Origin of the sequence: Salinivibrio sp. KP-1 (genome assembly GCF_000968645.1) — a bacterium.
Taxonomy (GTDB): Bacteria; Pseudomonadota; Gammaproteobacteria; order Enterobacterales; family Vibrionaceae; genus Salinivibrio; species Salinivibrio siamensis.
Window position 1 is genome coordinate 72,462 of sequence record NZ_LAQR01000003.1, and the last position, 21,050, is coordinate 93,511.

Consider the following 21,050-nt stretch of genomic DNA (forward strand, 5'->3'; position numbering starts at 1 on the left):
GTACACCACGCAATCAGATAAAACAGGAATGTCTTCTTCAATGTCACCGACTGCACGTAGCTTTTTAGCCACCATGATTAGCCTGGCGCTTTATGGCCCAGCCCTTGTTTTTGCTAATGCGGAATCATCCAACGAACCTTGTCCTGATAGCGAGGCGCGCTGTATTCCAGCAAGTGAGCAAACCCAAGATGTGAACAATGCGCCTATTCGCGTGGTGGCCGATCGCGCGGAAGCGCAAACCAATGAAAAAGCCATCTACAACGGTAATGTCGAGGTGACCCAAGGTCATCGTAAAATGACGGCAGATACCGCGACCTTGCGCGATCCAGAACGGATCGTCACCGCTCAAGGTGATGTGGTGTTCAATGACGGCCAGATGATGGTGACATCGGACTATTTACAAGCCAATTTAGAAAACGAAGACACCACACTCAATAATGCGCAGTACAAGATGCTGTGTACGCCAGGGCGAGGGGAAGCCAAGCGGGTATTTAAAAACGGTACCACCTTCTATGAGCTGGAAGATGGCACCTATACCACCTGTCCGGACGAAGACAAAAGCTGGCGCTTTTCTGCCTCGAAAATAGAAAAAGAAGACAGTAGCTTATTTGCTGACCTTTATCACCCTCGGTTTGAGGTGATGAATGTGCCGATTTTTTATCTGCCATACCTGCGGGTGCCCGTTGAAGATGGCCGGCTAACGGGCTTTTTATACCCATCAGTCTCTTGGAGTGATCGCGATGGTATCGAGATGGAAACGCCATTTTATTGGAACATCCATCCGCAACTTGACGCCACGATCACGCCCAAATACATGTCGGAGCGGGGTGTGCAGCTCAATACTAAGGTGCGTTATTTAACCCCACTCGGCTCAGGCGCCTTGTACTCAGAATATCTGCCTGATGATCAGCGTAACCCAGATCTTGACGCACGCTGGGGCTTTAACTGGACACACAGCGGCGTACAGGGTCACTGGCGCTACCAAGCCGATTACAGCAAGGTCAGTGACATCACCTACTTCCAAAACATTGACTCGGACGTGGGTAAACGGGAAGACAATACCTTGCTGCAAACCGGTGAAATCAGCTACCGCGGCTTAGATTGGAACAGCACCGTGCGCGTGAGAGATTTCCAACCGCTCACAGAAAATACCAGCGTGTATCGTTTGATGCCGCAAGTCGATTTTAACTACTACGCGCCGCAAGTGGTGCCATGGTTGGATATCAGCGTACCGGCACAATTTAGTGTGTTTGCTAACGACGACCCGAATAAACCAGAAGCAACGCGCACACATCTCGCCCCGACCTTGACCATGCCCTTCACACGCCCTTGGTTTAATGCCACGGCCGAAGCCAGCATGCTCTACACCCATTACGATCAGCGCTTTGACAATCCCATGCCAGATGCCGAGTCGACGGCGACCTTGAGTAAGTCGGTGGAGCGTAAAATCCCAACCGTGCGCTTGCATTCCGGCGTGGTTCTAGAGCGTAACTTTTGGGCGATGGGGGGGCACTTTAGCCAAACGATCGAACCTCAAGTGCAATACTTGTACATCAAAGACGTAGAACAAGGGGATATTTATAACCCCGTCAACTTCAGTGGTGGTGGCTACGATACCGCACGCTTACAAACCGACTACTATGGTTTGTTCCGCGGCAATCAATTTAGCAGCATTGATTATGTTAACCCGGCTAACCAGCTGACTTACGGGGCGACCACTCGTTTTTACGACGGTGGCTATAAAGAGCGACTCAACCTGTCGTTCGGGCAAATTTATTACTTTGATCAGCCGTCAAACCAAGACGCAGAAACCTTTGACTATTCATCGTGGGCGCTCGAAGGGGAAGCGAATATTGATGACTACCTGTTTTTACGGGCATCAATGCAGTACGACAGCAACCTCAGTGAAATGCAATTTGGTAACGTGATTGCCGAGTATCGCCACCAACAATTCTACGCACAAACCAGTTATCGCTATGTGGCCCAAGAATACATTGAGTCTACCTTGCCTAACCGCGATATCAGCGCACTCACCGATGACGGCCTATCCCAAGCCGGTGTGGTCACAGGCTTCCCATTGTGGGGAGGCCTCAGTTTTAAAGGCCAATACTGGCGCGATCTGACTCAAGACGTGATGCTAGAAAATCAGTTTAGCCTGACCTATCGCTCGGATTGTTGGGTGGTCGGCCTGAGCTACAACGAGTACTTACTCTCGCGCTCCGATATTAATGCAGACCCAGAATACGACAACAACGTGACCCTCTCGTTTAGCCTATTGGGACTGGGAGCTGACAGTGGCTTTAACTTCAACACAGACTCAGGTAATGCGTTGGGTTATCGTAATCCTTTTGCCCTGAAGAACTAACCCGCCATATTGTGGTCTGGACTGTTGAACCTATGAAAAGAAGTGGACAAAGCATGAACAAATGGAGTCACGCCCTCATCACTGGCGTTTTAGTGTTGCTGACCCCTTTAACACAAGCCGCGCCGAAAGCACTCGATCGCGTGATTGCGGTCGTCAATGACGGCGTGGTGTTAAAAAGTGATATGACGGCGATGCGTCGTACCGTTACCCTTAATGCCGCCAACAGCGATCGCGAATTGCCGCCGCAAGAGGTGCTTGAAGAGCAGATGCGTGAGCGGCTGATTATTGAGGAGCTACAGCTGCAAGAGGCTAAACGTTTAGGGATCCAGATAGACGACAGCCAATTGCAACAAGCAATTGAAAACATTGCTAAGGAGCAATCGGTTAGCGTACAAGCCCTGCGTGAAAAAATGGCTGAGCAAGGTGTCGCGTGGGCACAATACCGTGAACAAGTGCGTCGTGAGCTCACCATTTCCGAAGCACGTAATGCGCAAGTACGTCGCCGTATTAGTATTTTACCGCAAGAAGTCGAGACGCTCGCTAGCCAACTAAACGAGCAAAAAATGCAAAAAGTGAAATACAAACTTTCGCATATTCAGCTCAAATTAGACGACGATGCTAGCAAGGCTGAGCGTGAAAGCGTGAAACAGCAAGCTCACCGTTTAGTCGATACCCTACGCCATGACGGGAATGTCGCTGAACTGGCGATGGAATATTCCAAAGGGCCCAAAGCGCTCGACGGCGGTGATTGGGGCTGGTTGCGACGAGAAGAAATGCCAACCATTTTCGCCGACCAGATCACCAACCAAGGTAAAGGGGCGATCATCGGCCCCTTTAGAAGCGGGGTTGGCTTCCATATTCTCAAAATTGACGATGTACAAGGGCTAGAAACGGTCGCGGTCACCGAAGTGAAAGCGCGTCATATCCTGATCAAACCATCGATCGTGCTGAGTGATAAAGGCGCGGAGAAAGAGCTCAACCAACTGACGAACCAAATCCGACGTGGTGAGCAAAGTTTTGCCGATCTCGCCAAGCAGTACAGCGACGATCCTGGCTCGGCAGTCAATGGGGGGGATCTAGGTTGGTCAACCACCGATGCCTATGTGCCTGCCTTCAAAGCCAAAGTCGATGCCCTGCCAGAAGGACAAGTCAGCGAGCCGTTTAAAACCGTACATGGCTGGCATATTGTCGAAGTCACTGATCGTCGTGAAGTGGATAAAACCGATGCGGCAGTGAAAAATCGCGCTTACCGCATGCTGTTCAATAGAAAATTCAACGAAGAAGCGCAGGCTTGGCTGCAAGAGCTACGCGCAGGGGCTTACGTCGAGGTGCTCACCGATGACAGCTGAGCGTATCGCGATTACGCCCGGAGAGCCTGCAGGCATCGGGCCTGATCTTGTCTTGGCCATGGCGCTTCATGCCTGGCCTCATCAGCTTGTCGCCGTCGCCAATAAGCAGATGCTGGCTGAGCGCGCCAAGCAGTTAGGGCTAGCCATCAGCTTACGCGACTACGATCCCCGCACTGAGCCGCAAGCACACAAGGCGGGCGAGCTCATTGTCGCAGAGACGCCGATTGGCGCGCCGGTGACGCCCGGGCAACTGGATGAGGCCAACGGCCGCTATGTACTTGATACCCTCACCCGCGCCGCGGAAGGAAACATGAGCGGCGAGTTTGCCGCGATTGTCACCGGTCCGGTTCATAAAGGGATCATCAACCGTGCTGGGGTCTCTTTTAGTGGCCACACCGAGTTTTTCGCCCAGCACGCCAATGTCAATCAAGTCGTGATGATGCTCGCCACTGAGGGGCTACGCGTCGCCTTGGTCACCACCCATATTCCATTGGCCTATGTCTCCAAGGCCATCACCCGTGAGCGCTTGCACGACGTTATCGGCATTTTGCATCAAGACTTACGCGAAAAGTTTGCCATCACACATCCTCGTATTTATGTGTGCGGCCTGAATCCGCATGCTGGTGAAGGGGGCTGTTTAGGAACAGAAGAAATCGACACCATTGAGCCGGCGCTGGATGATCTGCGCCAACAAGGGATGGATTTAGTCGGTCCTTTACCTGCAGACACGCTTTTCCAGGAAAAATACCTGCAAGATGCAGACGCCGTGCTGGCGATGTATCACGACCAGGGCTTACCTGTGTTAAAATTCAAAGGATTTGGCCGCTCAGTGAATATTACCCTGGGTCTGCCTTTTGTCAGAACATCAGTAGATCATGGTACTGCACTGGATTTAGCGGGTACCGGTACGGCGGATACAGGAAGCCTGCGGACGGCCATCTCCCACGCCATTGAATTAGTAGATAGCAAGCATGAGCGATAAAGTCCATCAAGGCCACCGTGCCAGAAAACGTTTCGGACAAAACTTCCTAAACGACCCATATGTCATCGATGGGATAGTGTCAGCCATTAATCCCCAATCCGGCGAGAATCTAGTTGAGATTGGTCCAGGCCTTGGCGCGCTCACTGAGCCCGTCACTGAGCAAGTTGATCACTTAAACGTGGTTGAGCTTGACCGTGATCTTGCCGCACGCCTACGCAGTCATCCATTTATGGGGCGCAAACTCACGGTCCATGAGGCCGATGCCATGGCGTTTGATTTTGCCGAGCTTGCCAAGCAAGGTCCACTGCGGATTTTTGGTAACCTGCCATACAATGTCTCTACACCGTTAATGTTCCATCTGTTCTCGTTTGCCGATCAAGTGCAAGATATGCACTTTATGTTGCAAAAAGAGGTGGTTAACCGTCTGGCTGCAGGCCCGGGCACCAAAGCATATGGGCGTCTCACTGTGATGGCACAATACTACTGCCAAGTCATCCCTGTATTGGAAGTGCCACCGAGTGCCTTTAAACCCGCACCGAAAGTGGACTCTGCCGTTGTCCGTCTGGTGCCACACAAAACCCTGCCACACCCAGTCACCAATTTGTCATGGCTGGAGCGCGTGTGTCGTGAAAGTTTTAATCAGCGTCGCAAAACCATACGTAACTGTTTTAAATCATTAGTCAGCACGGACACCTTGACCGAGCTCGGTATCGACCCTAGCTTACGTCCTGAGCACATGACTTTGGCGCAGTTCTCCCGCTTAGCTAACTGGTTGGACGCCAATCACTCATCATAAACAGGAGCCTTGATTTGCAAGCCACTGAACAATCGCAATTCGAGATTCACGTCGCGACCCAATACGTGGAAGACCAATCAGAGCCTGACAATGAGCGTTTTGTCTTCTCTTATACCGTCACCATTGAAAACCGCGGCGATGCCCCTGCGCAACTTATGCGCAGAAAATGGCTCATTACCGATGCCAATGGTAAAGAGCTAGAAATAGAAGGAGAAGGCGTTGTCGGCGAGCAACCCAAGATTGCCGCGGGGGAAAAATACACCTACACCAGTGGCACCATCATCGAGACCCCTGTGGGTGTGATGCAAGGTTTTTATACCATGCAAGGTCAAGACGATCAGTCATTTAAAGTCGACATCGCACCGTTTCGTCTCGCGCTGCCAAACATTCTCCACTAACCCCAGCAGGGAGGCATATGGCGACCTATCTTGTCGGGGATATCCATGGCTGTGAGCGCACATTAGATGCGCTTCTCACCCAAGTCGGGTTTTCCCCAGATAAAGACACTTTGTACTCAGTTGGGGATTTGGTCGCACGTGGGCCAGATTCCCTTGGCGTATTACGTTACTTTTATCAGCTCGGTGACGCAGCTCAGGTTGTCTTGGGTAACCATGACTTACATTTACTGGCCGTTGCCCATGGCATAAAACCGGTCAAAGCCAAAGACAACACCCAGCCCATTCTCGATGCGCCAGATAGGGAGCAACTCCTCGGCTGGCTTTCTCAGCAACCGCTTCTGATGGATGTCTCCGCGCCAGACGGTGGCTTTTTACTCACCCATGCCGGGGTTAGCCCGCAATGGGATAAAAAGACAGCGGTCGCCTGTGCACGCGAGGTAGAAGCGATATTGCGCAGTGATGATCAGCGCTGGTTGCTAGAAAACATGTATGCCGACAGCCCCGATCAGTGGGATCCAACACTCACCGGGCTTGACCGCTATCGCTATATCATCAATAGCTTTACCCGCATGCGTTTTTGTTTCCCAGATGGCCGCCTTGATATGCAATGCAAATTGCCGCCCAACCAGGCCGAAGACAGTGGTTTGTTACCTTGGTTTGAGGTGCCGGCGCGCCAGCCGCTTGATCAGTCGGTGGTGTTTGGCCATTGGGCGGCGTTAAATGGCACCATCCAGCCCAAGCTTTATGGGCTAGATACTGGGTGCGTATGGGGCGGTAAGCTCACGCTCCTTCGTTGGGAAGATAAAGCCTGCTTTACGTTAGCGGCAGAAAATAGCGCCACTTAGGCACGATCCCAGACAGTAAAAGTGACGGGGTAGGCGTTTTTTTCATCCACAGGATGGGCGCCAACCTCTGTTTTCACCCATCCTTCTCCCCACTGCGGGAAGCGGGTGTCGCCGTCGACGTCGAGATCGATAAAGGTCAGGTACAAACGGTCAGCACGGGGCAAAAATGCCTGATAAATGGTACCGCCACCAATCACCATGACCTCCTCATACTCGACCACGGTTTCAAGCGCTTGCTCTGGCGAGCTCACCACTGTGACGCCCTCTGGCTGAAAATCAGGGTCGCGGCTGATCACAATGTTCGGTCGTTTGGGCAGCGGACGACCAATCGACTCAAAGGTTTTACGCCCCATCACCACAGGGTGACCAAGGGTGGTGCGTTTAAACCACGCTAAATCCGCCGGCAAATGCCACGGCATTTGGTTATTCTTGCCAATCACTCGATCGTTTGCCATCGCAGCAACTAAACTGATGCGCATTCTAGGTGCCTTTTTCCTTAAATCACTGGTCGGCGACGATAAAACAATAACCCGGGCATCGCAAGACCAATGGCCAATGCCGAGAGAATAAAGCCAGCTGTGGTGAGGTTTTCGATAAGGCTCGCCCATAAAGCAGGGCTATAGCCTTGATTGTTGATGGTTACCAACGCAATCATCGCTTTAAACGCGTAAACGCCGGGGATCATCGGGATAATCGCTGCCACGGTAAACACCTTGGGATGCGCCAAAAAGCGCTGCGACCAGTACACACCTAAAAAGCCAATCGTGGTCGCCCCAGCCAGCGTGGCCCATTCAATCGCGACACCAGACTCCATCAGTAAAAAGCGTAAACCATGCCCCACGGCACCGCCATAAGCACAGTATTTGAGCGCCTTAACCGGTACATTGAACACTAATGCAAACCCCACCGCAGGGATCATGGCAAAAAACATATCTTCCAGTAAGGCGAGCAATAAACTCATAACCATCCCCACGCCCCCACGAGACTCATAGCACCGACAATGCCTAATGCTGTTGCCAAGGTGAGCAAGGATGCCATCGTCCAGCGTGCGATACCCATATCGACAAAGCCTTTGACCATATCTGATACCGCATTTATCAACGGGTAGCCAGGTACCAACATTAAGACTGATGAGGCCATGATGAGGAAGGGTTCATTGCCCCAATGCATTATGGTCCCCACACTGGATATCAAGGTGGTGACCATGGCGGTGACCGCGAAGGTGAGAAGCGGATTAAATTGACGGTGAGCTATCAACTGGCGTACCCGCATACCGGTGGCAGAGGCGATAAACGTGAGTGCAAACACCACCGCATCACCGCCCGCTAAACGACTAAAGGCCGCACACGATAACCCTATCATCCCCACCACGAGCCAAGGTGGGTAACGAAAGGGCTCAATCCGGCTCAAGCGCTTACGTACCGCCAAGGCGTCGAGGATCCCTTTCTCGGCCAAAATGACCGTGCGCTGGATATCGGTCACCACTTTCATATTAATCCCGCGATCGGGACAACGTCTGGCGGTGGTAATGCAGTGACCTTGACTGAGTGTGGTGACCACTAAGGAGCTCGCCGATAACGCCAGTTCAACGCTATCGAGCCCTAGCGCCCGCCCTAAACGGATGCTCACATCACTGACGAGTTTACTTTCCGCACCATGCTGTAATAGCCGCTGGCCGACTTCAATCACCAGACGCGATATGGCCCGTTGCTCTGGTTCGGTTAACCGCTTTCCCACCTCAAAAATCCCTCTTCGTTGCACTTATCTACTCGCAGTATTCACCACAGCGTCATCTCGGTCTTTGATGCAAATAAAGTTGTGCTCAGATTATCGCCACGTCGGAGATAAAAAAAGCCGCTACAACAGTAACGGCTTTATAAGATTAAGGCTTGTAGATGATCTCGACATCGTAGTCGTCTTCGTTCCAGTCGTCCCAATCATCATCGTCATCACTCTGATTGAGCTGCTGTTCGTGGTGATCATCCCACTTAAACGCCACTGTCTCATCTTCCGGCTCAACTTCAGGTTTCGGCGCGGGTAGCGCTTCAATCGACGCCATCAGATCATAAATAAGCGGTTGGACGTTCGCTTTATTAATCGCAGATATCGCATAGTATTTGTCATCCCACGCCAATGCCTCAAGCACGCGGTCAATCTGCGCCTGCGCCTCGTCTTCCGGCATCAAATCCACTTTATTAAACACCAACCAACGCGGTTTATCCGCCAGCTTTTCGCTGTATTGGTTCAGCTCATCAATAATGGTGAACGCGTTATCGACCGGATCGGTACCATCCACGGGCAGCAAGTCAATCATGTGCAATAAGACGCGGCAACGCTCTAGGTGCTTCAAGAAGCGGATGCCCAACCCAGCGCCGTCCGCCGCACCTTCAATCAGGCCTGGAATATCGGCCACCACAAAGCTCTTGTCAGCCGCTACACGGACCACCCCAAGGCTAGGTACCAAGGTGGTAAAAGGATAATCAGCCACTTTCGGTTTCGCCGCGGATACCGCACGAATAAAGGTGGATTTACCCGCATTCGGCAAGCCCAACATCCCCACATCAGCCAACAGCAACAACTCCAAACGCAGCTGACGAACTTCGCCTTTGGTTCCCATGGTTTTTTGTCGTGGGGCGCGGTTGATGGACGACTTAAATCGGGTATTGCCTAAGCCGTGAAACCCGCCTTTGGCTACCATTACCTGCATGCCATGCTCGGTTAAATCGGCAATCACTTCACCGGTATCTTCATCGATGGCGCGCGTGCCCACCGGAACATTCAGCACCAAGTCGTCGCCCCGTTTACCGGTACAGTTGCCACCGCGACCGTTTTCGCCACGAGCCGCAGAATGAAAGCGCTCAAACTGGTAATCGATCAGGGTATTCAGGTTTTCGTCGGCCAGCAGATAGACGTCACCACCATCGCCGCCATCACCGCCATCTGGGCCCCCTTTAGGGACATATTTTTCCCGCCGGAAGCTAACGGTGCCATTGCCCCCGTCTCCGGCATCGACGCGAATAATCGCTTCATCTACAAACTTCATGCTAACTTCTCCGCACCAATCGCTAAAACGCACGTTTATTGCAATTAGTTTTATCCCAGATTAGTGAATGGCGATCTTATCGATCTTAGGATCATTTTTCTGTTTTGACCGCTTTTCTGTGCTGCTCTGATCAGACGCTCACTGACCGGTGATCACCAGACACAATAAAAAGCCCCGCCAAAAGGCAGGGCTTCAAAAATTCGCTTGGCGTTGAAGCTTATTCAGCTTCGATAGTAACGAATTTACGGTTATGACGACCTTTGGTCTCAAATTTCACTTTGCCATCAGACAGAGCGAATAGAGTGTGGTCTTTACCGCAACCTACGTTATTGCCTGCGTGGAATTTAGTACCACGTTGACGAACGATGATGTTACCTGCTAGTACAGACTCACCACCGAAGCGTTTAACACCTAGGCGTTTACTTTCTGAATCGCGGCCGTTTTTAGTAGAACCGCCAGCTTTTTTGTGTGCCATCTCTTCTCTCTCCTACTCTTAAGCGCTGATGCCAGTGATTTTGACTTCAGTGAACCACTGACGGTGGCCCATGTGCTTGCGAGAATGTTTACGACGACGGAACTTAACGATATTCACTTTATCGCCGCGACCGTGAGTAACAACTTCTGCTGTTACTTTTGCACCGCTAACAAAAGGCGCGCCAACTTTAACGTCTTCGCCGTTTGCCACTAGCAATACTTTGTCAAGTTCTACACTTGCGCCAGTTTCAACGTCTAGCTTTTCCAAGCGAATAGTCTGGCCTTCGCTTACTCGGTGTTGCTTACCACCACTTTGGAAAACTGCGTACATGTTTTACTCCGCATTTCCGCACGGCCTGCTGCATTATTGAGCAACAAGGGGTGCGCATATAATTCATCAATAGGGCGCGAATTCTACGGCAGAAATTGATTTGAGGCAAGAGGGGAAAGCAAGAAAATTGGTGAAAAGGTGCTCAGCATTAATTCCCGCACATTTTCCCTGTGTGAGCGCTATCTCGTCGCCTGTTATCTGGTGTACTATGCGAAGCTAAATACCCGCTCTGGTGCCGATACTGACGAAGGTTTCACGCCATTCTGAACGTATTAACATGCAATATTTCGCCTCTTGCTGCTAGTGAGTTGTGATTTATTTCGTTAGCTCGGCAGGCAAGTAACTAGGACAACGCCCGGATATATTCATGGATTTCAAATCAATCCAAGCCTTAATTAGTGACGACATGGCGCAGGTCGATCAAAAGATCCTCGCCCAGCTAAACTCTGATGTCGCGCTAATCAATCAGCTCGGCTTTTACATCGTCAATAGCGGTGGTAAACGACTGCGCCCGATGCTCGCTGTATTAGCGGCGCGTGCGCTTGGTTATCACGGTGACAAACATACCACCGCCGCCGCGTTTATTGAGTTTATTCACACCGCCACCTTGCTCCATGATGACGTGGTCGATGAATCCGATTTGCGTCGCGGTAACGCAACGGCCAATGCCTTGTTTGGTAATGCGGCCAGTGTGTTAGTCGGTGACTACATTTATACCCGCTCGTTTCAAATGATGACCAGCCTGCGCTCGTTACGCATTCTGGATTTAATGAGTGAGGCTACCAATGTGATCGCTGAGGGGGAAGTGCTGCAATTGATGAATTGTAACGACCCTGATACCACAGAAACCAGTTACATGCAGGTGATCTACTCTAAAACGGCGCGCTTGTTTGAATCAGCCACCCAGATTGGCGCGATTCTTAACGAGGCGGACGCGGAGACGGAGAAAGCCCTTCAAGACTATGGCCGTTACCTCGGGACGGCGTTCCAGTTAATTGATGATGTGATTGACTACACCAGCGCTGACGATGAAATGGGTAAGCAAACGGGCGATGATCTCGCCGAAGGCAAACCAACATTGCCTTTGTTGCACGCCATGCAACATGGGTCTGAGGCAGAGTCGGCGATGATCCGTACCGCCATCGAAAAAGGTAATGGCCGCGATAAACTCGAGGCGATTCTGGCCTGTATGGACGCCTGCGGCTCTCTCGCCTATACGCGAAAACGTGCCGAGCAGGAATCAGAAAAAGCGATCCGTGCGCTCGATACGCTGCCAGATACCCCGTATAAACACGCCTTAGTGGCGTTGGCGCATTTAGCAGTTGACCGCAACACCTAGCTCAATATAAGCCCCTAGTCAAAATAAAAAGCGGCGCTGTTGCGCCGCTTCTCTCACCAAAAATGTCGAATTGCCCGCTACTTTGCCGCGAACTCTTCGCCCATTTTAATATCTTTGCGCAACGTTTCTAGCATCTTGTCCATCGCTTGTTGCTCATAGGCACTGAGCTCACCGATGCTTAGGATCTCGTCGACCCCTTCTTTGCCTAGACGTACGGGTTGAGCAAAGAAACGGGCATGCTCGCCACTGCCTTCAACGTACGCGCATTCCACCACGTTTTGTTCGCCTTGCAGGGCACGGACCAGCGATAGACCAAAACGGCATGCAGCCTGACCCATCGACAAGGTCGCAGAACCACCACCGGCTTTGGCTTCCACCACTTCGGTGCCAGCGTTTTGAATGCGTGGGGTCAAGGCTTCAACCTCTTCTTGGCTAAACGTCACCCCTTTTACTTGCGACAATAGCGGCAGAATGGTCACGCCCGAGTGGCCACCGATAACAGGAATAGACACTTCACGTGGATCCATGCCTTTCAGCTCACCGATAAAGGCTTCAGAGCGGATCACATCCAGCGTGGTCACGCCAAACAGTTTGTTTTTGTCATACACGCCCTTGGCTTTCAGTACATCCGCGGCAATCGCCACCGTGGTGTTCACTGGGTTAGTGATAATGCCTACGCAGGCTTTTGGACAGACATCGGCGATTTTTTCCGCCAATGACTTAACAATCCCGGCATTTACATTGAACAAGTCAGAGCGATCCATACCCGGCTTACGGGCCACCCCCGCAGAGATTAATACCACATCAGCCCCATCAAGTGCTGGCGTTGGGTCTTCGCCGCTGTAGCCTTTGATGGTGACCGGCGTGGGGATATGACTGAGGTCAACCGCCACACCTGGCGTAACAGGAGCGATATCATACAAGGCCAGGTCGGAACCGGCTGGTAAATTGTTTTTTAGCAGTAGGGCTAGAGCCTGACCAATGCCTCCCGCGGCGCCAATCACAGCAACTTTCATGTCGTTCTCCTTTCGATATTTCTTATAGTCCGGATCCGGTCCGGCTTCTGTTCGGGCACAAATCGCCCATCAATGGTGCGAACTGTTGCTTCATCATATGCCCGCCCCTACCCCCACTCAAGCCTCAGGCGGTGATGATCAGCCTAAGCTCTCATTTTTTCGCTCTCCCTTTCCCCCACCCTTTCGTTGTCGTGGGGTGTCTGGTCAGCAACAGTGATATTGTCGCCATTTTACACCCTCAGTGATTGCCCCTCGTTGCATGTATATGCAAAATAGCCACTCGTTTGTCATTGCGAGTCTGCCGTCATGCGTAACTCAGAAAAACAAGACCAATTGGTTCGAGCGTTTAAAGCGATCCTCAAAGAAGAAAAGTTCAGTTCTCAGGGTGAGATTGTCGAAGCCCTACGTGCTCAAGGATTTGAGGGCATCAACCAGTCGAAAGTCTCACGCATGTTGACCAAGTTCGGCGCTGTGCGTACCCGCAACGCCAAAATGGAAATGGTCTATTGCTTACCGATTGAACTCGGTGTCCCAACCACTGGCAGCGCCTTGCGCGAGCTGGTGATGGAAATTGACTATAATGAGGCTGTGGTGGTGATCCATACGGGGCCAGGGGCGGCGCAACTCATCGCTCGCCTACTTGACTCTCTGGGCAAGGCTGAAGGTATCCTAGGAGCAGTGGCTGGAGACGACACCATCTTTATCACACCCACCCGCGGTACCAGCACAGAAGCCTTATTTGAGGCCGTGTGTGATCTCTTTGAATATCATTATTGATTCCTTTATCAGGCAGCGTGAAGCCGCTGCCTACCTGCCCTGTCTTACTTTTGAGTCGCCACAACGAAAGCAAAAGCGATAACATCGTTTTAATTTTTTGATACCCCTCTGTTACTATCTGCTTTTAGCTGCCACACACTGTTCACGCTTTCGTTAAACGTCAATTATACTGCGAACGTAGCAGTGGGCTGCAGACAGGCGAGTCGCTCATGAAGAGTGACGCAGCCGGGTATGCATTTCTCGGGACACTGTAGCCGCATCAGCGGTGCATATGATAATAAGGACAAACTGCATGACGAAGACACATCAATCGTCTCCTGATGTGCAAGACATGGTGGCGCAAGCAGACACAGGCGCACGATCACCGCATGGACTATCAGGACGTATTCTTTGGCTGGTACCACTTTGCTGGTCCCTTTTTCAGCTTTGGTATGCGTCACCGCTACCTTTTGCGCTCGACTTTGGCGTACTCAATAATACCGAAGCACGTTCGCTCCATTTAGCGTTCGCAATGTTTTTGGCTTATACCGCTTATCCCGCGCGTAAAACCTCACCCCGTGATCGCGTTCCCTTGCTCGATTGGGTTTTTGCACTCGTAGGCAGTTTAGCCGCAGGTTATCTCTTCCTTTTTTACAATCAGCTTGCTGATCGCGCTGGTGCTTACACCTCGTTTGATATCACGGTTGCCGCCATCGGCATGATTCTGATGTTGGAAGCAACACGCCGCGCCCTTGGCCCCCCATTGATGGTGGTGGCAGGTGTGTTCTTACTCTATACCTTTGCCGGCCCCTACATGCCGGATGTCATCGCTCACAAAGGGGCAAGCTTGAACAAAGCCATGTCACACTTGTGGCTGACGACTGAAGGCGTCTTTGGCGTAGCACTGGGGGTGTCCACCTCTTTCGTCTTTCTGTTTGTGCTCTTCGGCGCACTCCTCGACCGTGCCGGCGCCGGTGGCTATTTTATTAAAGTGGCCTTCTCACTATTAGGCCATATGCGCGGCGGTCCTGCGAAAGCCGCGGTCGTGGCCTCTGGCCTCTCAGGCTTGGTCTCGGGCTCATCGATTGCCAACGTCGTCACCACCGGGACTTTCACCATTCCACTGATGAAACGCGTGGGTTTCCCGAGCCATAAAGCCGGGGCGGTGGAAGTTGCCGCGTCGACCAATGGCCAGCTGACTCCGCCGATTATGGGCGCTGCCGCATTCTTGATGGTGGAATACGTGGGGATTTCCTACGTCGAGGTGATTAAAGCCGCCCTACTTCCTGCACTGATCTCTTATATTGCGCTGATTTACATCGTGCACCTAGAGGCCTGTAAAGCCGGTATGGAAGGCTTACCACGCCGCCATACCAGCACGGTATTGCAAAAACTGTTCTCGTTCATGACGGTGTTTGTCGGCTTGCTGGTGCTCAGCGCTGCGGTTTACTACGGTATTGGTTGGACCAAGGATGTGTTTGGCGCTATGGCAACCGTGGTCATCGGTATCCTCACCTTGGTGGCTTATGTACTTTTAGTACGCTACTCCGCCCAGTATAAATCGCAAGCAGCGGAAGACCCCGCGGCGGCCGATTTGTCCGAAGTGCCAGAGCCGGGCCCCACCGTGCGTTCAGGCTTATACTACCTGCTGCCAATCGGCGTATTGGTATGGTGCTTGACCGTCGAGCGCTTCTCACCAGGCCTGTCCGCGTTTTGGGCGACTGTGTTTATGATTTTTATCATTCTCACCCAGCGCCCGCTGATTGCCTACTTCAACCAGCGTACCAACTTTAAAGAAGAGATCCGTGACGGGGTGACAGACTTAGCCGAGGCCTTTGTTACTGGTGCGCGCAACATGATCGGTATCGGTGTCGCCACCGCAGCGGCCGGGATCGTGGTGGGTACGGTGACACTCACCGGTATCGGCTTGGTAATGACAGACTTCGTCGAGTTCATCTCCGGCGGTAACATCTTCCTGATGCTGCTGTTCACCGCGGTCATCAGCTTGCTATTAGGGATGGGGCTGCCGACTACCGCCAACTATATCGTGGTCTCCACCCTGATGGCGCCGGTCATTGTTACCTTAGGTGCACAACAAGGGCTGATCATTCCACTGATCGCGGTGCACTTATTTGTGTTCTACTTTGGTATCCTTGCCGATGACACGCCCCCGGTGGGGCTGGCTGCCTTTGCGGCGGCAGCGATCGCTAAATCCGACCCCATCCGCACCGGTGTGCAAGGTTTCACCTACGATATTCGCACCGCCATCCTGCCATTTATGTTTATCTTCAACACTCAGTTGTTGTTGCTCGATCTCGATGGCCCCTTCCACCTGGTTTTGACCATTGTGTCGGCGACAATAGCCATGCTGGCTTTCTCTGCCGCGACACAAGGTTGGTGGATGACCAAGAACAAATGGTGGGAAACCGCGCTGCTGTTGTTAATCACCTTCTCCCTCTTCCGCCCAGGGTTTTGGTGGGACGAAGTGTATCCACCGACCACCAGCTTCCCAGGCACAGAGATCACCCGTGTAGCGGAGCAGCTACCAGAAGGAAAGCCGCTGCAGCTTGAAGTGGAAGGGGAAAACTTCTTTGGTGAGCAAGTCTCCAAACACGTGGTTCTGCCCGTGGATCATAGCCTTGAAAGCGGTGAAGCCCGCATTAACGACACAGGCTTAATGCTTCGTGAGGAAGATGACAAGTTGTTGGTGGATATGATCCAGTTTGGCAGTGACGCTGACAAAGCGGGCATCGATTTTGACTGGCAAATCAAAACGGTGACGGTTGATAATGTCCGTCCATGGAAAGAGTGGGTGTTTGTCCCCACCCTCTTGCTATTGGCATTGTTGGGGTGGAATCAACGCCGTCGTATTCGCCAAGCCTAATAACAGGGGGACGTGTGTAACACGTGCCCCTTTCTTTTATAAGCGCAAAGGATATCGCTATGTATAAACATATCTTGGTTCCCGTTGATTTGAACGACGAAAGCTTTGCAGATACCGCAGTGGATCACGCCGTTTGGCTCGCCAGCCAGTCAGGGGCCAAAATACACCTGCTCACTGTACTGCCCGGCATTCACAATTCGATGGTCGCCTCTTACTTCCCTGAAGAAGCTGCCAATAAAATGAAACGCGACATGAAGCGCAACTTACAAGGGTTTGCGGATAAATATGTCCCCAAAAGCGTGGCCTGTCAGGTCTCTGTTGAAGAAGGCAAGCCCTACAAGGGGATCATTAAAACGGCAGAGCGCATCGGCTGCGATCTGATTGTGATGCCAAGCCATAAGCGCTCACGCGTCAATAAAATGATGCTGGGCTCAGTCGCCGCCAAAGTGCTCGAGGGTGCGAGTGTCCATGTGATGGTGTTAAAACCTTAACCATACGGTTCAGGCACGCATCGGCGTGCCTGAACATTTATTACCGCTGGCGTTGATCATAGCCCCAGCGCGGCACCAAGGTTTGTTCTGCCCCCAAGTGGTCCAAAATGCGCGCCACCATAAAGTCCACTAAGTCGTCAATTGACTGAGGCTGATGATAAAAGCCTGGCGCGGCGGGCATAATCGTTACCCCCATCTGCGACAGCTTGTGCATATTCTCTAGGTGCAAGGTCGAAAACGGTGTCTCGCGCACCACCAATAGCAACTGTCCGCGCTCTTTAAGCACCACGTCGGCAGCTCTCTCAATCAGGTTATCGGACAACCCATGCGCAATGGACGATAGCGAGCCTGCCGAGCAGGGACACACCACCATTTGCTTCGGCGCCGCAGACCCAGACGCAACAGGCGAAAACCAATCCTCTTTGCCACACACCACCAGCTTATCGGTGTGGCATTGTAAGTGTTCCACTAACACCTTTTTCGCCGCATCCGGCCCGGCGGGCAACTTCAGCCCATGCTCGGTCGCCAACACCACACGTGCGGCCGACGAAATCAATAAGAAAACCTGATAGTCTTGCGCAAGCAGGCACTCGAGCAAACGTAGGCCGTAGGGCGCACCGGATGCGCCTGTCCACGCCAAGGTTATTCGTTTATCCGCCATAAACCGCCTCCTTACTCGCCAGTGCTGTTAGCAGCTTGTCATGAATGCCGCCAAATCCACCGTTGCTCATCACCAGCACGGTATCGCCTGCTTGGGCTTGCTCGCAAAGCGCAGCGACAAGGGCTTCAATATCGGCATGGATGTGCGTCGGCTGGGTGCAACTGTCCGCCACCGCGTCGAGCGACCAATCCAGCCCTTGCGGTTGGTACAAGAACACCGCGTCCGCACGGGCTAATGACGCTGCCAAGGTGTCTTTATGCACCCCTTGCTTCATGGTATTGGAGCGTGGTTCTAACACCGCCAAAATACGGCCACTGCCTACTTTCGCGCGCACCCCTTCAAGGGTTAATCGAATCGCCGTTGGGTGATGGGCAAAATCGTCATATACAGTGACGCCGGCTTGCTCACCGCGCCACTCAAGCCGACGCTTGGTATTGATAAATCGTTCGAGCGATTGACAAGCAAGGTCCGGGGTTACCCCCACATGGCGGGCCGCTGCTATCGCCATCAAGGCGTTACGCACATTGTGGTCACCGACCAAATCCCAGCTCACCGTCCCCACGAGATCACCGGCAAAGTACACATCAAACTGGCTACCAGCCGGGGCTTTTTTCACACTCTGCCACTGACCATCCGGGCCCGCATAAACACACTCGCTCCAGCATCCCATGGCGAGGGTATCCGTGACATTGGCATCGTCTGACGGAGCGATAATCTGCCCAATCCCTGGCACGGTGCGAATCACATGGTGGAATTGCTTCTGGATCGCCGCCAGATCATCAAAAATATCAGCATGATCGAACTCAAGATTGTTGATCACCAAAGTTTTCGGTTGGTAATGAATAAACTTAGAGCGCTTATCGAAAAACGCACTGTCATATTCATCGGCTTCCACCACGAAAAACGGGCTCTCTCCTAATCGCGCCGACGCGTTAAAGTTACTCGCCACCCCACCAATCAAAAAGCCAGGTTGATAACCACAGTCTTCTAAAATCCACGCCAGCATACTCGCGGTGGTGGTTTTTCCGTGAGTGCCAGATACCGCCAGCACCCAGCGGTCTTGCAGTAAAAAGTCGTGCAGCCATTGCGGGCCAGAGGTATAAGGCAACCCTTGATTGAGGACCGCCTCAACACAAGGGTTGCCTCGACTCATGGCATTGCCAATAACCACTAAGTCAGGTGCAGGCGATAGTTGGGCAGGGTCATAGCCTTCGATAATATCGATTCCCTGAGACTCCAGTAGTGTGCTCATCGGTGGGTAAACATGGCTATCAGAGCCCGTCACCGTGTGCCCAAGTTGTTTTGCCAGCATGGCTGCGCCACCCATAAAAGTCCCGCAGATGCCTAAAATATGAATATGCATAGCCTTCACTGTATTGTTGATTACCTGCCGTTTGGCGCAGGCGTTTATTATGCCTCGGATTAACGCTTGGGTCTTATCGCTTGCGCGCATCTGACATGGTTTTTATGTCGCGATCACACTTCCCTCGCCTGATTCATTTCTTCAGTACGATTAAAAAGTCACGAAAGCTAGAATAGCGGCGATTCCAAGAGGCAGCCCACTGCCCATGTATCCGATTGCACAAGAAAGACAGTTCATCATCATTAAGGATTGAGAATGCCCGACATTAAGACCCTCGGCGAGTACATTGTTGAGAAGCAACACGCGTTTCCGCATGCTAGCGGCGATTTATCTTCTCTTCTCGCCTCGATTCGTCTGGCCGCCAAAATTGTTAACCGTGAAATCAACAAAGCCGGCTTAGTCGACATTGCCGGCGCGATTGGGACGGAAAACGCACAAGGCGAAGAGCAGCAAAAACTCGACGTCTATGCCAACGAAAAATTTAAAGCCGCGATGGAAGCGCGCGACCAAGTGTGTGGCGTGGCCAGCGAAGAAGAAGATGACGCGGTTATTTTTAGTAAACAGCTTAACCGTAATGCCAAATATGTGGTGTTGATTGACCCACTTGATGGCTCCTCTAACATTGATGTTAACGTCTCTGTTGGCACCATTTTCTCCATTTACCACCGCGTCTCGCCTGTGGGGACACCGCCCACCGAAGAAGATTTTCTCCAGCCCGGTCACCGCCAAGTCGCCGCCGGCTATATCATTTACGGCTCATCGACCATGTTGGTTTACACCACCGGTGATGGTGTGCATGGTTTCACTTATGACCCGTCCCTCGGCCTGTTTTGCCTGTCTCACGAAAACATGACCATTCCTAAAGACGGCAATATCTACTCGATTAACGAAGGGAACTACATCAAGTTCCCGCAAGGCGTCAAAAAATATATCAAATACTGTCAAGAAAACGTCCCACAAGAGAAACGTCCTTACACGTCGCGTTATATTGGCTCCTTGGTCGCTGACTTTCACCGTAACCTGCTAAAGGGCGGCATTTACCTCTACCCCAGCACGCTCGCCTACCCCAATGGCAAACTGCGCTTGCTGTATGAGTGCAACCCGATGGCGTTTATTATCGAGCAAGCCGGCGGCAAAGCAACCGATGGCACCCAGCGAATCATGGACATCGCTCCGAATGAGCTCCATCAGCGCGTCCCATTCTTTGTTGGCTCGAGCAATATGGTCGATAAAGTCGAGGAGTATCTCGACGCTTATCCGGATCATGACGACGAATAAGCGCAAAATAGACGCCTAACGACAGTCTTCCATGATAAAGAGGCGGCCGACACGGTCGCCTCTGTTATTTTCACGCTTGGCGGTTATAATTGGCACACACTTTTTCATTAAACAAAAGGACATCCCATGAGCCTGAACCAGGTCCCTGCGGGCAAAGAGCTGCCTGAAGATATTTATGTGGTGATTGAGATCCCAGCTAACGCCGATCCTATCAAGTATGAAGTCGATAAAGACAGCGGCGCCGTTTTCGTTGACCGTTTCATGGCAACGCCTATGTTCTACCCATGTAACTATGGCTATGTGAACCACACCTTGTCGTTGGACGGTGACCCTGTCGACGTGCTGGTACCCACTCCCTTCCCATTGGTACCAGGCTCAGTGATCCGCTGCCGCCCTGTTGGCGTGCTGAAAATGACCGACGAGTCGGGTGAAGATGCGAAAGTGATCGCCGTACCGCACAGCAAGCTAACCAAAGAGTACGATCACGTGAAAGACGTGAACGACCTACCTGAGCTGCTAAAAGCCCAAATCACGCACTTCTTCGAGCGCTATAAAGAGCTAGAAGCAGGCAAGTGGGTGAAAGTAGATGGCTGGGAAGATGCCCAGGCGGCAAAAGACGAAATCCTGTCATCATTTGAGCGCGCAAAGCAGTAATCCTCCGCGTCAATGACACATAAGC

21 protein-coding genes are annotated in these 21,050 nt (G+C 52.1%); 12 read left to right on the forward strand and 9 right to left on the reverse strand.

What is annotated here, in order from left to right:
- Nucleotides 1-40 precede the first annotated feature (40 nt).
- The 6 genes from lptD to apaH are packed head-to-tail and all read left to right on the forward strand — an operon-like array spanning nucleotide 41 to nucleotide 6,735.
- Nucleotides 41-2,365, forward strand: a complete 2,325-nt coding sequence (lptD, locus tag WN56_RS06580; RefSeq protein WP_046074275.1) for an LPS assembly protein LptD — start codon at nucleotides 41-43, stop codon at nucleotides 2,363-2,365.
- Between the two features lie 53 nt (nucleotides 2,366-2,418).
- Nucleotides 2,419-3,714: a peptidylprolyl isomerase SurA gene (gene surA, locus WN56_RS06585; RefSeq protein WP_046074276.1), complete on the forward strand. Its 1,296-nt coding sequence runs from the start codon at nucleotides 2,419-2,421 to the stop codon at nucleotides 3,712-3,714.
- Nucleotides 3,704-4,696 carry a 4-hydroxythreonine-4-phosphate dehydrogenase PdxA gene (gene pdxA, locus WN56_RS06590; RefSeq protein WP_046074277.1) on the forward strand — a complete coding sequence of 331 codons (993 nt, stop codon included), beginning with the start codon at nucleotides 3,704-3,706 and terminating at the stop codon, nucleotides 4,694-4,696. The genes surA and pdxA overlap by 11 nt, the downstream gene beginning before the upstream one ends.
- Entirely contained in the window at nucleotides 4,686-5,492 is an 807-nt protein-coding gene (gene rsmA, locus WN56_RS06595; protein ID WP_046074278.1) for a 16S rRNA (adenine(1518)-N(6)/adenine(1519)-N(6))-dimethyltransferase RsmA, read from the forward strand. Before pdxA ends, rsmA begins: the two co-directional genes overlap by 11 nt.
- A 14-nt stretch (nucleotides 5,493-5,506) precedes the next feature.
- Nucleotides 5,507-5,890, forward strand: a complete 384-nt coding sequence (gene apaG, locus WN56_RS06600) for a Co2+/Mg2+ efflux protein ApaG (protein WP_046074279.1) — start codon at nucleotides 5,507-5,509, stop codon at nucleotides 5,888-5,890.
- Nucleotides 5,891-5,907: 17 nt separating this feature from the next.
- The gene (apaH, locus tag WN56_RS06605) at nucleotides 5,908-6,735 is read left to right on the forward strand and encodes a bis(5'-nucleosyl)-tetraphosphatase (symmetrical) ApaH (protein ID WP_046074280.1); all 828 of its coding nucleotides are present in this window, start codon (nucleotides 5,908-5,910) and stop codon (nucleotides 6,733-6,735) included.
- On the opposite strand, the gene folA is transcribed toward apaH, so the two are convergent.
- The 6 genes from folA to rplU all read right to left on the reverse strand — a co-directional run bounded on the left by folA (nucleotide 6,732) and on the right by rplU (nucleotide 10,583).
- Entirely contained in the window at nucleotides 6,732-7,214 is a 483-nt protein-coding gene (gene folA, locus WN56_RS06610; RefSeq protein ID WP_046074281.1) for a type 3 dihydrofolate reductase, read from the reverse strand. The two genes, apaH and folA, sit on opposite strands and share 4 nt — an antisense overlap.
- Nucleotides 7,215-7,231: 17 nt before the next feature.
- The gene (locus tag WN56_RS06615; RefSeq protein WP_046074282.1) at nucleotides 7,232-7,696 is read right to left on the reverse strand and encodes a threonine/serine exporter family protein; all 465 of its coding nucleotides are present in this window, start codon (nucleotides 7,694-7,696) and stop codon (nucleotides 7,232-7,234) included.
- Entirely contained in the window at nucleotides 7,693-8,472 is a 780-nt protein-coding gene (locus WN56_RS06620; protein ID WP_046074283.1) for a threonine/serine exporter ThrE family protein, read from the reverse strand. Before WN56_RS06620 ends, WN56_RS06615 begins: the two co-directional genes overlap by 4 nt.
- A 145-nt stretch (nucleotides 8,473-8,617) precedes the next feature.
- A complete protein-coding gene (cgtA, locus tag WN56_RS06625; protein WP_046074284.1) occupies nucleotides 8,618-9,778 on the reverse strand; it encodes an Obg family GTPase CgtA in 1,161 nt (386 codons plus the stop codon).
- Nucleotides 9,779-9,995: 217 nt separating this feature from the next.
- The gene (gene rpmA / locus WN56_RS06630; protein WP_046074285.1) at nucleotides 9,996-10,253 is read right to left on the reverse strand and encodes a 50S ribosomal protein L27; all 258 of its coding nucleotides are present in this window, start codon (nucleotides 10,251-10,253) and stop codon (nucleotides 9,996-9,998) included.
- 18 nt (nucleotides 10,254-10,271) lie between these two features.
- Nucleotides 10,272-10,583 (reverse strand): 50S ribosomal protein L21, encoded by a 312-nt coding sequence (gene rplU / locus WN56_RS06635; protein WP_046074286.1) that lies wholly within the window; start codon nucleotides 10,581-10,583, stop codon nucleotides 10,272-10,274.
- Between the two features lie 367 nt (nucleotides 10,584-10,950).
- Here rplU and ispB point away from each other — a divergent pair, with 367 nt between their 5' ends.
- On the forward strand, nucleotides 10,951-11,922 hold the full coding sequence (gene ispB / locus WN56_RS06640) for an octaprenyl diphosphate synthase (protein ID WP_046074287.1): 972 nt from the start codon (nucleotides 10,951-10,953) through the stop codon (nucleotides 11,920-11,922).
- Between the two features lie 77 nt (nucleotides 11,923-11,999).
- On the opposite strand, the gene mdh is transcribed toward ispB, so the two are convergent.
- On the reverse strand, nucleotides 12,000-12,938 hold the full coding sequence (gene mdh, locus WN56_RS06645) for a malate dehydrogenase (RefSeq protein ID WP_046074288.1): 939 nt from the start codon (nucleotides 12,936-12,938) through the stop codon (nucleotides 12,000-12,002).
- Nucleotides 12,939-13,244: 306 nt separating this feature from the next.
- Between mdh and argR the strand changes: the two genes are divergently transcribed.
- From argR to WN56_RS06660, 3 genes are all read left to right on the forward strand, one after another.
- The gene (gene argR, locus WN56_RS06650) at nucleotides 13,245-13,715 is read left to right on the forward strand and encodes a transcriptional regulator ArgR (protein ID WP_046074289.1); all 471 of its coding nucleotides are present in this window, start codon (nucleotides 13,245-13,247) and stop codon (nucleotides 13,713-13,715) included.
- A gap of 292 nt (nucleotides 13,716-14,007) precedes the next feature.
- Nucleotides 14,008-16,578 (forward strand): TRAP transporter permease, encoded by a 2,571-nt coding sequence (locus WN56_RS06655; protein WP_046074290.1) that lies wholly within the window; start codon nucleotides 14,008-14,010, stop codon nucleotides 16,576-16,578.
- A gap of 59 nt (nucleotides 16,579-16,637) precedes the next feature.
- Nucleotides 16,638-17,069: a universal stress protein gene (locus WN56_RS06660; RefSeq protein WP_046074291.1), complete on the forward strand. Its 432-nt coding sequence runs from the start codon at nucleotides 16,638-16,640 to the stop codon at nucleotides 17,067-17,069.
- A gap of 40 nt (nucleotides 17,070-17,109) precedes the next feature.
- Here the strand turns inward: WN56_RS06660 and WN56_RS06665 are convergent, their stop codons facing one another.
- Together WN56_RS06665 and mpl are read right to left on the reverse strand one after the other, a co-directional pair.
- On the reverse strand, nucleotides 17,110-17,730 hold the full coding sequence (locus tag WN56_RS06665) for a flavin prenyltransferase UbiX (protein WP_046074292.1): 621 nt from the start codon (nucleotides 17,728-17,730) through the stop codon (nucleotides 17,110-17,112).
- Complete coding sequence (mpl, locus tag WN56_RS06670; RefSeq protein WP_046074293.1) at nucleotides 17,720-19,093, reverse strand: UDP-N-acetylmuramate:L-alanyl-gamma-D-glutamyl-meso-diaminopimelate ligase; 1,374 nt, start codon at nucleotides 19,091-19,093, stop codon at nucleotides 17,720-17,722. Before mpl ends, WN56_RS06665 begins: the two co-directional genes overlap by 11 nt.
- 255 nt (nucleotides 19,094-19,348) lie before the next feature.
- Between mpl and fbp the strand changes: the two genes are divergently transcribed.
- Together fbp and ppa are read left to right on the forward strand one after the other, a co-directional pair.
- Entirely contained in the window at nucleotides 19,349-20,371 is a 1,023-nt protein-coding gene (gene fbp, locus WN56_RS06675) for a class 1 fructose-bisphosphatase (protein ID WP_046074294.1), read from the forward strand.
- 126 nt (nucleotides 20,372-20,497) lie between these two features.
- Nucleotides 20,498-21,025: an inorganic diphosphatase gene (ppa, locus tag WN56_RS06680; RefSeq protein ID WP_046074295.1), complete on the forward strand. Its 528-nt coding sequence runs from the start codon at nucleotides 20,498-20,500 to the stop codon at nucleotides 21,023-21,025.
- The last annotated feature ends 25 nt before the right edge of the window (nucleotides 21,026-21,050 follow it).